Annotated in this window: 13 protein-coding genes; 11 read left to right on the top strand and 2 right to left on the bottom strand. The window is 59.9% G+C overall.

Going from position 1 to position 13,707, the window contains the following annotated elements; genetic code table 11:
- Positions 1-70 precede the first annotated feature (70 nt).
- The 3 genes from AC5ZG5_RS22525 (at position 71) to AC5ZG5_RS22515 (ending at position 3,399) form a co-directional block, all read left to right on the top strand.
- On the top strand, positions 71-1,309 hold the full coding sequence (locus tag AC5ZG5_RS22525) for a CaiB/BaiF CoA transferase family protein (protein ID WP_245474764.1): 1,239 nt from the start codon (positions 71-73) through the stop codon (positions 1,307-1,309).
- On the top strand, positions 1,309-2,067 hold the full coding sequence (locus AC5ZG5_RS22520) for an enoyl-CoA hydratase/isomerase family protein (protein WP_456643842.1): 759 nt from the start codon (positions 1,309-1,311) through the stop codon (positions 2,065-2,067). Before AC5ZG5_RS22525 ends, AC5ZG5_RS22520 begins: the two co-directional genes overlap by 1 nt.
- A 99-nt stretch (positions 2,068-2,166) precedes the next feature.
- Positions 2,167-3,399: an ABC transporter substrate-binding protein gene (locus AC5ZG5_RS22515; RefSeq protein WP_456643841.1), complete on the top strand. Its 1,233-nt coding sequence runs from the start codon at positions 2,167-2,169 to the stop codon at positions 3,397-3,399.
- On the opposite strand, the gene AC5ZG5_RS22510 is transcribed toward AC5ZG5_RS22515, so the two are convergent.
- Positions 3,369-3,626 (bottom strand): hypothetical protein, encoded by a 258-nt coding sequence (locus AC5ZG5_RS22510; RefSeq protein ID WP_456643840.1) that lies wholly within the window; start codon positions 3,624-3,626, stop codon positions 3,369-3,371. The genes AC5ZG5_RS22515 and AC5ZG5_RS22510 overlap by 31 nt on opposite strands.
- On the opposite strand from AC5ZG5_RS22510, the gene AC5ZG5_RS22505 reads away from it, so the two are divergent.
- Together AC5ZG5_RS22505 and AC5ZG5_RS22500 are read left to right on the top strand one after the other, a co-directional pair.
- A complete protein-coding gene (locus AC5ZG5_RS22505) occupies positions 3,614-3,742 on the top strand; it encodes a hypothetical protein (protein ID WP_456643839.1) in 129 nt (42 codons plus the stop codon). The genes AC5ZG5_RS22510 and AC5ZG5_RS22505 overlap by 13 nt on opposite strands.
- 122 nt (positions 3,743-3,864) lie before the next feature.
- Positions 3,865-4,221: an Mth938-like domain-containing protein gene (locus tag AC5ZG5_RS22500; RefSeq protein ID WP_130226548.1), complete on the top strand. Its 357-nt coding sequence runs from the start codon at positions 3,865-3,867 to the stop codon at positions 4,219-4,221.
- Positions 4,222-4,659: 438 nt separating this feature from the next.
- On the opposite strand, the gene AC5ZG5_RS22495 is transcribed toward AC5ZG5_RS22500, so the two are convergent.
- Positions 4,660-7,551, bottom strand: a complete 2,892-nt coding sequence (locus AC5ZG5_RS22495) for an ATP-binding protein (protein ID WP_456643838.1) — start codon at positions 7,549-7,551, stop codon at positions 4,660-4,662.
- A gap of 471 nt (positions 7,552-8,022) precedes the next feature.
- Here AC5ZG5_RS22495 and AC5ZG5_RS22490 point away from each other — a divergent pair, with 471 nt between their 5' ends.
- The 6 genes from AC5ZG5_RS22490 to AC5ZG5_RS22465 all read left to right on the top strand — a co-directional run bounded on the left by AC5ZG5_RS22490 (position 8,023) and on the right by AC5ZG5_RS22465 (position 12,845).
- Positions 8,023-8,781, top strand: a complete 759-nt coding sequence (locus tag AC5ZG5_RS22490; RefSeq protein WP_456643837.1) for an alpha/beta fold hydrolase — start codon at positions 8,023-8,025, stop codon at positions 8,779-8,781.
- 153 nt (positions 8,782-8,934) lie between these two features.
- On the top strand, positions 8,935-9,603 hold the full coding sequence (locus AC5ZG5_RS22485) for a type 1 glutamine amidotransferase domain-containing protein (RefSeq protein WP_456643836.1): 669 nt from the start codon (positions 8,935-8,937) through the stop codon (positions 9,601-9,603).
- Between the two features lie 59 nt (positions 9,604-9,662).
- The gene (locus AC5ZG5_RS22480; RefSeq protein ID WP_456643835.1) at positions 9,663-9,959 is read left to right on the top strand and encodes a putative quinol monooxygenase; all 297 of its coding nucleotides are present in this window, start codon (positions 9,663-9,665) and stop codon (positions 9,957-9,959) included.
- Between the two features lie 165 nt (positions 9,960-10,124).
- Complete coding sequence (locus AC5ZG5_RS22475) at positions 10,125-10,589, top strand: (2Fe-2S)-binding protein (RefSeq protein WP_456643834.1); 465 nt, start codon at positions 10,125-10,127, stop codon at positions 10,587-10,589.
- Position 10,590: 1 nt separating this feature from the next.
- Positions 10,591-11,295, top strand: a complete 705-nt coding sequence (locus tag AC5ZG5_RS22470) for a hypothetical protein (protein ID WP_456643833.1) — start codon at positions 10,591-10,593, stop codon at positions 11,293-11,295.
- Positions 11,238-12,845, top strand: a complete 1,608-nt coding sequence (locus AC5ZG5_RS22465; RefSeq protein ID WP_456643832.1) for a xanthine dehydrogenase family protein molybdopterin-binding subunit — start codon at positions 11,238-11,240, stop codon at positions 12,843-12,845. The genes AC5ZG5_RS22470 and AC5ZG5_RS22465 overlap by 58 nt, the downstream gene beginning before the upstream one ends.
- The last annotated feature ends 862 nt before the right edge of the window (positions 12,846-13,707 follow it).

Raw genomic sequence — 13,707 nt, 5'->3', positions numbered from 1 at the left:
GGTGCTCACGCTCTTGAACGAAAATCACTCGCCATGTCGGCGGGAATTTCGTAAGGGATGGGAGGATAACGTGAACAAGGAAGAAAAGATTGGTAGAGCCGAGGAGCGCAGCGGCCCTCTCAAGAACGTAATGGTCCTCGATATAACGCGTGTCGTTGCTGGTCCATTCTGCTCGATGTTGTTCGCAGACCTGGGTGCCACCGTGATCAAGGTAGAGCACCCCGGCGAGCCGGACTATGCGCGGACATTCCCACCGTTCGTTGGCGCGGACGATGAGCAGCTCAGCGCCTTCTTCACGCAATTCAACCGCAACAAGCTGGGAATCACGCTCAATCTCAAATCCGATGACGGCAAGGCATTGCTGAAGAAGCTGGTCCGCAAGGCCGACATCCTTGTCGAGAACTTCCGTCCTGGCACGATGGACAAGCTTGGCCTCGGTTATGACGTCCTGCGGGAGGTCAATCCCAAGCTCATTTACACCGCTATCAGCGGTTTCGGCCGCACAGGCCCCAACTCGTCCAAGCCTGCTTATGACAACACAGGTCAAGCGGCAGGGGGACTGTGGTCCATGAACGGCTACGCCGACATGCCCCCGGTCCGCGTCGGCACGATCATCGGAGATCTCGCCGCCTCGCTCTATGCCGCCATTGGAACGTTGGCGGCGCTGCGCGAGGCCGAGACAACCGGCGTCGGCCAGGTTGTCGATGTCTCTCAGCAGGATTCCGTCCTGACATTGACCGAGAATGCAGTGGTCCGATACACGGCCCAGAAAGAAGTCGCCTCGCCACTGGGCAACGATCATCCATTTGTCCGACCCTATGGCCAATTTGCCTGTAAGGACGGCTACGTCTTCTTCGGTGGCTATACCGACAAGTTCTGGGCGATCACCTGTACCCTGTTCGGCGAACCGGAGCAGGCCACCGATCCGGAAATCGATACGATGGAGAAGCGGTTCGATCGGGTCGTGGCAGAAACCAAAGTCAAGCCGCTGCTGGAGCGTTGGTTCAGTCGCTACACCAAGGCCGAGCTCGAGGCGATGGCGGGCGACAAGATCCCGCTCAGCGCGATCAAGACCATCGCCGAAGTTGTCGAAGATCCGCATATCGCGGCTCGCAACATGATCGTCAACGTCCCGATCGCGGGGAAGCTGATCGGGATGTTCGGTCTCCCGATAAAGCTGTCCGGGACGAAACAGACATCATTCGAGAAAGCGCCGCTGCCTGGCGAACACAACGCGGACGTTCTCTCCCGGTTGGCGGATGTAACGCCTGCCGAGCTGGAGCGTCTCAGGGCGTCGGGAGCGGTCTGATGTCGATCGATTTTATCAAGGACGGAAGCGTTGCGACGGTCCGAATCAACCGGCCCGACAAGCTGAACGCGCTGACCCTGGCCATGTATGATGATCTCGGGCGCGCATTCTTCGAAATCAAAGCTGATGACGAGGTTCGGTCAGTCGTGCTGACGGGGGCAGGCGACCGGGCATTTTGCGTCGGCGCCGATCTCACGGAGTCCATTCCGGCACTTGCCGCCGACAAATTTGACATCTCGGCCTGGGATCCGGCCCACATCAAATTTCCCGGCTTCTACAAACCGGTCGTCAGCGCTGTTCGTGGCCTCTGCATGGGCGGCGGCTTCGAGATCATGCTGGCGACGGACATTCGCGTCGCCGCGCGTGGTGCGGTCTTTCAGTTACCCGAGCCGAAGCACGGCTTCGTGCCGGCCGGCGGCACGCTCGTGCGTCTGGTCAGGCAGATTGGCTACGCGCATGCCATGGAGATCATGCTGACTGCCGAGCGCTTTTCCGCAGACGACATGCTCGCCAAAGGCGTCGTTAACCGCGTCGTCGATGCGGATCAGGTCGAACCGCTCGCCTACGAGCTCGCTGCGAAAATCGCCGCGCTGAGCCCGACCGCGATCCAGACGATCAAGGAAGCCGCACTGACGCTTCAGGATGTTCCGTTTGCGGAAGCATTTCGCCTTGAGGCTGCGCTCGGTCAGCGCACTTTCACGAGCGAGGAGGCCAAGCGGGGTCTGGCCACGTTCGCGAACAGAGGAACCGGGAGGTGATGATGCAACCGGTCGCCTCGGAAGACCGTGGGGCAGCACCAAGAAGATTTCATTGAGATAGGCGCATTGAGCCAATCGATATCTTGAAAGGTCGAGGAAATGAGACAATCCGAATTCGGTTTGCGTTGCTTTGCGACAGCGGTTGCCGGCCTATTGCTTTCCACAGCCTGCGCCGCTGCGCAAAACGAAAAGATTTCGGATGGCGTTGTCCGCATCGGGCTCATTGAGGATATGTCGGGCGTCTACGCCGATATTACTGGCAAGGGAGCGGTCACTGCCGCGCAGATGGCGGTTGAGGATTTCGGCGGCAAGGTGCTTGGCCTGCCTGTCGAAGTCGTGTCCGCAGATCATCAGAACAAGCCTGACATCGGCGCCACCATAGCACGCAAATGGTTCGACACGGATAAGGTAGATGCAATCCTCGACGTTGCATCCTCGTCGCCTGCCTTGGCCGTCCTTGAGATCGCTAAAGAGAAGAAAAGGATCATTACGCTCAGCTCGCCGGGGTCAACCAGAATCACCAATGAAGTCTGCGGACCCTACGTGGTTCATTGGGCCTATGACACGTTCGCGATCGCCAACAGTACGGGAAAGGCGCTCGTCAGTCAGGGATTCGATACTTGGTATTTCGTGACGGCCGACTATGCGTTTGGCCAGGGCCTCGCAAAGGATACGGGCGACGTCGTCACGAATCTGGGTGGCCGTGTTGTGGGGAGCACAAAACATCCGGTAGGAACGGCCGATTTCGCATCTGTCTTGCTCGCGGCGCAGGGGACGAACGCGAAGGTCGTCGCGCTTGCCAACGCGGGCGGCGACACCATCAATTCGATCAAGCAGGCGGCGGAGTTTGGTTTGACTGCAGGCGGCCAGAAGCTCGCGGCACTGGCTGGTTTCATTAATGACGTTCACGGGCTCGGATTAAAGGAAGCGCAGGGGCTGACGATTACCGAAGCGTCGTATTGGGACATGAACGACGAGACGCGGAAGTGGGCGCAACGCTTTCACGCGACGATGAACGCCATGCCAAATATGCTTCAGACCGGCACGTATTCATCGGTCCTGCACTATCTGAAAGCCGTTCAGGCCGCGGGCACAGACCGAACCGACGACGTGATGCAAAAAATGCGGGAGTTGCCGGTCAATGACGTCTTCTACAAGAATGGAAAAATTCGAGAGGATGGCCGAATGGTTCATGACATGTATCTGTTCGAGGTAAAGAAGCCTCAAGAGTCCAAGGGGCCGTGGGACTACTATAAATTGCTTGCCACAATACCTGCCGATCAGGCATTTCAACCATTGGCTCACTCGAGATGTCCGTTGATCAAGAAGTAGGGGTGGGCGCCGCTGGAAGATGACCGTTCCTGCTGCGGTCCAAACCCACACATTGCTTTCGGAATAAGGCCGACAGCAGTGCGCCTCTCATCGGCGTCGAAGGCTCGGTGCCGTTCGCCGGAAACGGGTCGTTCGATTATCTCGGCGATGTCGCCTTGCTGTTCGGCAGGCAGGAGCAGGTCGTGACGGCGACGGGGGGTGGCCATCGCCAGCGATGCGGCGCTCATCGAGGCGGGCCTCGGCGCTCGGCGCCAACACCTCGCCCTCGATCTTCTATGCCGGCCAGCTTGCCGAGACCGACACCAACAACATGCTCAAGGGACGCTTCACGCTGAGGGTCTGAGAGACCGATCTGGACCCGCGTGCGACATCGCAAGTACCCACGCACTGCTTGATACAATCAGGTAGAATAAGGCTCGTCTGCCGGGTCGGGGCCTTGTGTCGAGATCATGAGGAGGTCAGTCCATGAAGATCGAACGCACTACATTCGGCACCATCACGATTGACGGAGAGACCTATGAACACGACGTGATCATTCGTCTGTCCGGCGAAGTGGCAAGGCGGAAGAAGAAGCTGTCGAAGAAGTACTACGGCACCTCGCATGTCCTCTCGAAGGACGAAGCGAAGTTCGTCTTCGAGAAGGGATGTGAGCAGCTCATTCTGGGCTCGGGCCAGTTCGGCAATGTGCATCTATCGCCGGAAGCTGAGGCGTATTTTGCGAGAAAGGGCTGCACGGTCCTGCTGCAGCCGACGCCCAAGGCGATTGACACGTTCAACAGCTCGCATGCGAAGAAGATCGGCCTTTTTCACGTGACCTGCTGAATCGGGCCAGGCCGCCGACCGCGCTGCGGATGAGCATAAGTCCGAGAGCGCATCGATTCACCCCCGTACGTGCCGACCGGCGGCGGAAACGACCGTCGCCTGGGTCCGCAGGTCCTGATCAATGTCCGCACTGACGTGAGCAGAGCCGACCCCGAGAGTCGGCTTGCGGTCAAAGCGCGACTTGGCGTGGAGGACGGCTCCTGGCGTGAACCAGACATCTGGTCGGACCCGCGAGTCTGAGAAGGGCCAATTGCAGACATGGCGACGGGGTTGTCGAGGTCAATCGGATACTTGCAATGCCCAGCCCTCCAACTGCGCACGGCCTTCGTCGGCGCGTCGAGCGGCCCAGGAACGGGGACGCATTCGCCAGCTTCTCCTTAAACATTGATTGCGCATAGAAACCGGACGAGAGGGCCTGCGCCCGCCTAGAGGCAGATTTCAGTGGTCTCTCCGGCGGGTCGTCTGCCTTTTGGCCACCGGCTCTCTTTCAAGACCGGCGAGGAGGTTGGCGGCAACTACGAGGTCGCGTGTTGCGAACCCCTCGCGGAACGCGTCATAAACACCGCGCAGGATCTTGCGCGCCTCCGCAATCCGAGCCTGATCCCGCAGATGGGTGGCAAGATCAACTGCCGCGCGCAGCTGCCAGGACAACGCGCCGATTTTGCCGGCGAACCTGATAGCTTCGAGGAGCAGCGCCTCTGCATCGCAGCTTCGACCCTTGGCAATATGGATGGCGGCCTGGACACGCTTAATCTCTGGGAGGCACCATCCTTCGCTCACTGTGTGTGCAAAATCGAGCGCTGACTCGATTGTCGCTTCGGCCTCACCAAGCCGTCCGCGATGAAGGAGCGCGTCTGCAAGGACACTTTGGTAGTACGGCAACCGAGCAAGGTAATTGGCATTTTTAAACCCCTCGATGGCACGTTCGAGGCCATCAATTGCACCGTCTGAAGGTCCGCTTTGCGAATAGGCCAGCGCTGCACGATAGAAGTCCGCAATCGGACGGCGGGTGGTCAGGCCCTGCCGCGCGACATGTTCCGAGAGCAAATCAATGGTTTTGCCGCACTGCTCGTAGAGCCCACTCCAATAGAAGACGGGACACGCATAGGTGAGAGCGTTATTAAGCGATAGGTGATGGTGCGCGGGGCGCGCGCGCTCGTACGCGACTATCGCCGTTCGCGCGGCAGCATCCGGGGAACCAGTTAACCACTGCACCTGCGACAGGGCGCATTCCAGAAGAACGACGATATCCGCCAAGTACCGCACACTATAGGAGCCGTTAAAATATCGCACATCGCGCTGCTCAAGGGCTTGGAGTCGTCGCAGAGCGTCCGGCAGACGGCCGAGAAATAGCTCGGCTATGCCCAAATGCACTTCCCCCTCCGGAAGAATGGAGGGATCATCTGCACTGGCAACCGAGGCGAAGGTCTCGATCGTGCGCATCCCAGCGCCGTATTGGGCCGTGAAAAGCTCAAACGCTGCGATCAGCATCAGGCTTCGATGGCGATAGTCGGTATCCCCAATGTCGTTGGCGATCTCCCATGCCCGTCGCAATGCTTCCAGCGCCTCTGGTTTGAGGCCTCTGGTGATCATGGTCGAGGCACCAAGCCACAGTTTGAACTTCATCTCGAAGGCCGTGCCCAGAAGTCCCTCCGACTCGAGCTCGTCGACCGCACGTGCCACATGGCCGTGGCATTCTTCGATGAGCGAGAAGTGATTCCAGAGAAGGAGCCCGGCGGCAGTCAGGCGTATCCTCAGCGCTCGGTTCGACGCGTCCCGAACACTCCATGCGAGTGCAGCACGCAGGTCGTCGACGACGTAGCCATAGGCGGCAGCCCATTCGCGAGCTGGGCGCAGCGACCACTCACTGCCAGCCAGCTCGAGCACCGCGCAAATATGCTCGGCATGGCGTCGGCGTACCGCCTGGTCCTCTTGGGTGGCACGAAGGCGCTCAACGCAATAGCCGCGAGTGGTCTCCAACAAACGGTAGCTGACAACTTGCCCGCTTGCGTCCATCGCCAGTAGAGACTTCGCGACCAGCTGCGCTAGTAGATCCACAAGCTCGGGAGGGCTGCGCCCAGATACGGCCGCCGCCCCCTCGACGTTGAAAGCGCCAGCAAACACAGAGATGGCCCGCAGCACGGCGGCCTCGCCCGGCGACAGAAGGCTGTAACTCCAGTCGAGCGTTGCGAGGAGGGATTGCTGCCTCGCGGGGGCTCCCGGAGGCCCGAACGTGAGCAGCCGGAGACTGTCATCGAGCATCTGCAGGATTCGCTCCGGAGCGAACGCCGACGTCTGGGTCGCAGCAAGCTCAATCGCGAGTGCGTTGCCGTCGAGGCGCCGACAGATCTCTACCACGGCCGGCGCATCGGAATCGGTGAGCGTGTATCCGGCGCGTTCTGATGCCCGCGTCGCGAACAGATCGATTGCAGGGTAAGTACGCGCCTCGTCGACTGTGGGTCGGTCGCGGGGATCGCATTTCAACCCACGGAGGCGATGCACAAGCTCATCGCGTATCCGCAGCGGCTCACGGCTTGTGACGAGGATTTGCACGTGTTCAAGGTGCTTTGCGAGCCGGTCCACGGTGGCCGCCACGTCCGGAAGCATATGCTCGCAATTGTCGAACACGAGCAACTTTTGTTGCGTCCTCAAGGCGTTAACAACAGCGGCCAATGGATCTCCGCCGGTCAGGCCGATGCCAAGGCCGGCCGTAATCACCGCGGGAATGAATTGCGCGTCGCCTATGGTGCCGAGGTCGATGAACGCGGCACCATCGGCCAACGTTCGCGCCAGTGCATGTGCTGCTGTGACGGCCAGCGTCGTCTTGCCGATGCCGCCCGCCCCTACGATCGAGACCACTCGCGACGCCTCCAAGTCGCGCAGAACTGCCTCGATCTCGTCGGCCCGCCCCAAAATCCGCGTCATTTCGCTAGGCAAATTGAGACCCGGCGCGGCCGTCGGCGCAGGTAGCAGCACTTGGGTTGTTGGACCGCTCGCTTGGACGGCCCCCACGAAACGATAGCCGCGTCGCGTAACGGTGGCGATATACTCAGCCGCAACCGCGCCCTCTCCGAGTGCACGCCGCAAGGCCGCCATGTTCACCTTGAGGTTGCTCTCGTCGACCGTGAGGTCCGGCCAAGCGCGTGCGATCAGCTCCCCCTTGCTCACCAACTCGCCTGGGCGCTCAATAAGTGCGGTCAAGAGGTCGAGTGCGCGACCGCCAATGCGAACTGGCTGCTCATCCTTGAGCAGCAGCTGCCGCTCCGGAAATAGTACGAACGGCCCAAACGCGAAGGAGCGCGCGGCCCCCTCCAATGAATCGTCCTTCATAGTTTGCCTCTGCAAAGACAAGAAGGGCACTTTGGCAAGCCGGCAACCTCCCGTGCATGGCCTCGCGGTGGGGCGCATTTGGGGTTTCAGAAGAGAGAAGCCGGCAGCCGATGCCAACTCTATTTTACTTTTTTTACCGGGAGGGCGTTCGGGAGCCAAGCGGAATGGTCCGATGGAAACGTGAAATTCTCTCGACGCCGTCCTCTTTGCAGTGTCTCCGCGGTAGCCCGCATTCATCACTGGCCCTGAAATATACGCGTCACAAGCCTGCTGAACGCAGCAATTTTGAAAAAGCACGGTCGCTGCGAGCATCTTGTCGCAGGATCAAAACCGTTTCTTCAGCTTCGCGGGTCATCCCACGAGCGGCGGATTTTTACCTGATTTAACTAGCCTGCGCCGCCCGCCGGACTACAGTCGCGGGACGGGTCGATCGAAAGTTTCGCAGCGTTTCATCCTTCCAAGGATATCGCAATGAAACACCTGATCTTGGGAGCACTTCTCTCCATGGCCGCCAGCTTTCCGTCCTCCGCGCAGACGCAAGAGAGCAAGCCCGTCTCGATCGTTCTCGTACACGGCGCCTTCGTCGACGGCTCGGGCTGGAAGGCTGTCTACGACATTCTTACCAGGGACGGTTATGAAGTTCTGGTCGTCCAGAACTCGACTGCAACGCTCGACGGTGATGTCGAGGCAACGCGGGAGGTCATACGCAAGGCGAGAAAGCCGGTCATTCTGGTGGGCCACTCCTATGGTGGCGCCGTCATCACCGAAGCCGGAAGCGATCCTAAGGTTCGCAAGCTTGCCTATATTGCCGCTTTCGCGCCAGAAGTCGGAGAATCGGTCTACGAGCTCGCGACGCGTCCTACTCCAGGCGAAGCTGGAGCACCGTTGTTGCCGTCAAGCGGCGGCTTTCTTCTGGTTGATCCAGCGAAGTTTCCGAGCGCGTTTGCGCAGGACGTCGATACGTCCATCACCGCCTTCATGGCCGCAGCACAGGTTCCTTGGGGACTTAAAGCGGTCGAGCACAAGATCACTGGCGCAGCATGGAAAGACAAGCCTGTGCACTACATGCTGACCACACAAGATCACATGGTGCCGCCCAGCACACAGCGTTTTATGTCTTCGCGAGCGAAGGCGAAACTTACCGAGCTGGCAAGCGGTCATGCCGCGATGCTCTCCCACCCGCGGCAAGTTGCGGCCTTCATTGAAGGCGCAGCCGGGGAAGCAGATTAAATTTACCGACACCATAAAGGGCGATTCGAAAAGCGTGTCCTTTCCTCAGCGAGCCCGATCGATGTTGCTTGGGACGCGGCCGCGCAACGCCACGTTGGCGGCAGTAGAACGAAGCTAAGGCTCGGTGTCTTCGCAAGACCCAAGGGGAATATCATGACTCAACACGTGCTGTTTATCGTCAGCAACGCAGCGGTGATCGGTCCGCAGAATCGTAAGACGGGCTTCTTTTTCGCCGAGGTCGCGCACCCGTTCGATGTGCTTGACAAGGCAGGCATCGCCATTGAGTTCGCTTCTTTAAGGGGCGGATGGACGCCGTATGATGCCTACGACGAGAAAGATCCTGCTGAGAAGGCCTTCCTTGAAAGCAAAGCCTTTCGCCGCCTGAATCGTAGCCGAAAACTAGCTGAGGTGGATGCTGCGGATTTTGATGCCATCCTCGTGCCGGGCGGTCTTGGACCGATGGTCGACATCCAGCGTAACCCTATCGTTCAGAATGCAGTCGTGCGCGCCTGGAGTACGGGAAAGTTCGTCACTGCCGTTTGTCACGGTCCGTGCGCGCTTCTCGGGGTAGACCTTGGCGATGGCAAGCCGTTCGTGCAGGGCAAGAAGCTCACATCGTTCTCGAAGAAGGAAGAGTACGACTACGCACGCGAAGATGTTCCTTACGAGCTTGAAGATGCCCTGAGGGCAGAGGGCGCCGAATATACGTCCGTAGCAAACTGGCAACCTTACGTCGTCGTCGATGGACGCCTCATCACTGGCCAGAATCCTGCCTCGGCCGGGCTACTGGCCAAGGAACTGCTGGCAGCACTCAGAAAGTAGGCAGCCGAGCATCGCTTGGTTGGCCTCAAGGCAGCATTCACTCCGAAAAGGCCTGGTTGATGACAATGCCGTCAAAGATTACTGCCATTCTAGTTGCTCATCCGGGCAAGAGCGTTGAGCTTAGAGAACTGCTTATCGGTATGGCGCCGCATTGCAGGGCAGAACCCGGCAATCTGCGTTGGGATGTCTGGCGCGACAGTTCGAACGATCATCGTTACGTCCTTGATGAGCTTTACCGAGATGTCACGGCGATCGAAGCGCATCGGGCCTCGCAGCATTACCAAGCCTACTTGGCCAAGGTTCCCGAACTGGCCGAACGTACGGCAGTAATCGCGGAAGTCGTGGACGTGAGGTGATCGGTGTCATCGACATATTGGCGGTGCCGTCTGCCGCATCCAGCCTGCACGAGCACGTGGTCGCGAGAGGCATCGCGACGATTGCGCATGATCCCGCAAGATTAGGAAATATCTCTCAGCCGGTACCGCGGTGGCGGCGACCGGGCCGATAGGAGACATATCGACATGATCCAGCTTACCGTAAACGGGATCAAGCGCCAGGTCGACGTCGTACCTGAGATGCCTTTGCTCTGGGTGTTGCGCGACGAGCTCGGCATCACGAGCGCCAAATATGGCTGCGGGGTTGCGCAGTGCGGCGCCTGCACCGTTCAGATCGATGGCAAGGCGGTGCGATCCTGTCAAGCGCATATCGGCGAAGTAGCGGGCAAGTCCATCGTCACGCTCGAAGGCCTCGACAACAAGGACCAGCATCCCGTTCTGCAGGCCTGGATCGAGCATCAGGTGCCACAATGCGGCTACTGCCAGACCGGACAGATCATGCAGGCGATCTGGCTTCTTTCACGGATTTCAAAGCCGACCGATGAGCAGATTAATCAGGTGATGTCGGGCAATCTCTGCCGCTGCGGAACTTATCCGCGTATCCGCGCGGCGATCCACGCGGCTGCGGCCAAAAAGATGGCGGAGAAGTGAGATGCGTCAGGTTCAGGGCTTCTCCCGTCGCGCCTTCGTGTTCGGCTCCGCTGCAGTCGCCGGCGGTATCGCTTTCGGCGCCTACGGCGCTGCAGATGCGGCACCGCTAGGCGCTGGCGACAATCCATTGGCTGCTGGCCTCGGCCCTAACTCCGTGACCTTCAATCCGTGGGTCGAGATCAGTCCAGAGAAGATCACGCTCATCGCGCAGCACGCCGACATCGGCCAGGGCGTCGGCTCGGTGCAGCCGGTCATGATTGCCGAGGAGATGGACCTCGATCCCGGCCAGTTCGAAATCCGCTTCGCAGCGCCGAGCCCGGCGTACTTCAACACCGGTTTCAAGGAGGAGTTGGCTCCCTTCCTAGCCTCGGACAACAGCCCCGCGGCTGAAGCGGCACGCGCCGCAGCGCTCGAAAGTCTTCGCAAGTCGGGCCTGCAGATGACGGGCGGCTCGAGCGCAATTCCTGACACTTATGAGAAATTGCGCAAGGCCGGCGCCGTGGCCCGCGAGACGTTGAAGGCGGCTGCCGCCAAACGCTCGGGCGTGGCGGTTGCCGACATTCGCACCCAGTCGGGACATGTGATCCTCCCCAATGGCGAGAAATTGCCTATGTCGAGCTCGCCGCAGACGCCGCCAAGATTCCGCCGGTGCTTGAAGCGAAGCTGCGCGATCCCTCCGCCTGGCGTTTGCTGGGTAAGCCGATGATGCGCCTCGATGTGCGAGCCAAGGTGCTGGGGGAGCTGAAGTTCGGCATCGACATGAAGCTGGACGGCATGCTGTACGCAGCCGTCAAGCTGAACCCCAACAAAGGGCAGCCCCTGAAGTCATATGACGCGGCCAAGGCGCAGTCGATGCCCGGGGTGAAGAAGATCCTCGAGCTCAAGAATGGCGTTGCCGTCATTGCAACGAACAGTTGGTACGCGATGCAAGCCAGCAATGCCATCACATGCGAATGGGAGCCGTCAGCGTACCCGGCCGAGCAGGCCCAGCATTGGAAGGTGCTGGAATCCTCGTTCAGACCGGAATTCCTCGGTAAGGAATGGCGGACGATCGGTGACGTCGAATCAGGGTTGAATTCTGGCACGCGTGTCGAGGCTGAATATCGCGCGCCCTACGTCGCGCATCAACCTCTCGAACCGCTCAATGGTATCGGCCTCGTCACGGACAAGGGGATGGAGATTTGGGTCGGCCATCAAAGTCCGCAGGCGGTGCAGTATGTCGCGGCGACCACGATCGGGATCAAGCCGGAGGAGGTCACCTTCCACAATCAATGGACCGGCGGAAGCTTCGGGCACCGGCTCGAATTCGAAAACGTTCGAGTGCTTGCCGAGATTGCCAACCAGATGCGCGGGACGCCGATCAAGCTGATCTTCTCGCGCGAGGAGGATTTCCTTCAGGACATTCCGCGGCAGATCGCGATCGCCCGCCACAGGGGTAGCGTCGCCAAGGGCAAGATCGTCGCGGCGGATCTGCAACTAGCATCGACGGCGCCTTTCAAAGGGCTGTTAGAGCGCATGGGTGCGCCCTCGAAAGATCCCGATCCACAATTGGCCGCCGGTACGTGGAATGTCTATTACGACATTCCCAATTTTCGCGCGACAAGCTATGAGGCGCAGGGGCTATCCCCGTCTACGACGTGGCGCTCCGTGGGCGCATCCACAGCCGGCTTTTTTACTGAGAGCTTTATCGATGAATTGATCCACGCAGCCGGACTCGATCCTATGAAGGCCCGGATCGAGATGTGCGCGGTGCCGACCTATCGCAAGCTACTAGAGACCCTCGCGGAGATGTCGGATTGGAAGGGACCACTCGGTAACGGCAGAGGCCGCGGCGTCGCGTTTGTGGAATCTTTCGGGACACCGACCGCTGAGGTCGTTGAGGTAACGGCAACCGAGCGCGGCATCAGGATCGACAAGGTTTGGGTCGTGGCCGATGTCGGCAAGGTCGTGGACCCCGTCAATTTCGAGAATCAGGTGCAGGGCGGCGTCATCTGGGGGCTCGGTCACGCCATCAATTGCGAGCTTACATACGCCAACGGTGCGGTGCAGCAGACCAATTACAACCACCACGAAGCTATGCGCATGTACCAATGTCCGGTGATTGAAGTGCGCGGACTTGAGAACGATCCGAAAGTACGAGGCGTCGGCGAGCCGCCGGTTCCTCCTGCCGCACCGGCGCTCGCGAATGCGATCTTTGCAGCAACAGGGAAGCGCATCCGCGAAATGCCTTTCAACAAGTTCATCGATTTTGTGTGAGGATCGGCAATGAAAACGTCTTCGCTGGCGCTGGCCGTCCTTGCCGCGATCGCTGTGGCAGCGCTGACTGGGATCGTTGCAGCCAGGGACGGGACCAACAAGGACTCGCTGCCAAGCAGCGTCAGCCGCGCCGAGGGCCTTGAGGCGTGGAAGCGGATCGAAGCCGTGGTAACACACCCACGCTGTGCCAATTGCCATGTCGACGCTAAGGCTATTCCCATATGGAGCCCAGCTGGCGAAACAGAGCCGCGCGTGCATGGCATGAACATCCACGGCGGCCCTAGCCGCGTTGGTGCCGAAGCGATTCCGTGCTCAACTTGTCACATGACGTCCACCCAGGCGAACGAGCCTGCGCCGTCCCCGCCACGCGCCGGCATCGACTGGCAGCTCGCACCGGTGGAATTCATCTGGTTCGGCAAGAGCGGCGTCGAGATTTGCGCGCAGCTGAAAGACCCCCAGCGGAATGGCGGTCGCGATGCTGCGGGCCTCGTAGCGCACTTGCGGCACGACGCATCGTTGAACGGCTTCATCCCCCGAGGTTGGGCTCCTGGAGAAGGCCGGTCGACGCCCCCGGGGAGCTTTGAGGAGCACGTCAAAGATATGGCAACGTGGGGCGCGGCCGGACAGCCATGTCCGAATTAGAACTGCACGACAAATCTGCGAATGAGGCGATCTTCGAATTGAGGTCTTCGGCTCTCTGAAAACGAGCCAATGTTGTCGAGAGAGATGCACAAGACCTAGGCAACTGTCGGCCCCCTTGGCCGCTGAGGTCAGCTTTGGGTCATAGGACTAAACCGCTCGCGCGGTAGGGAACCGGCTGGCAGCGGTGTCCAGACGATAGCGTAACAGGGCGTCCTGCCTT

The organism is Bradyrhizobium sp. Ses1 (assembly GCF_059512365.1).
The sequence above is the reverse complement of the archived record's forward strand: the minus strand, read 5'-3'. Positions and strand labels throughout refer to the sequence as shown.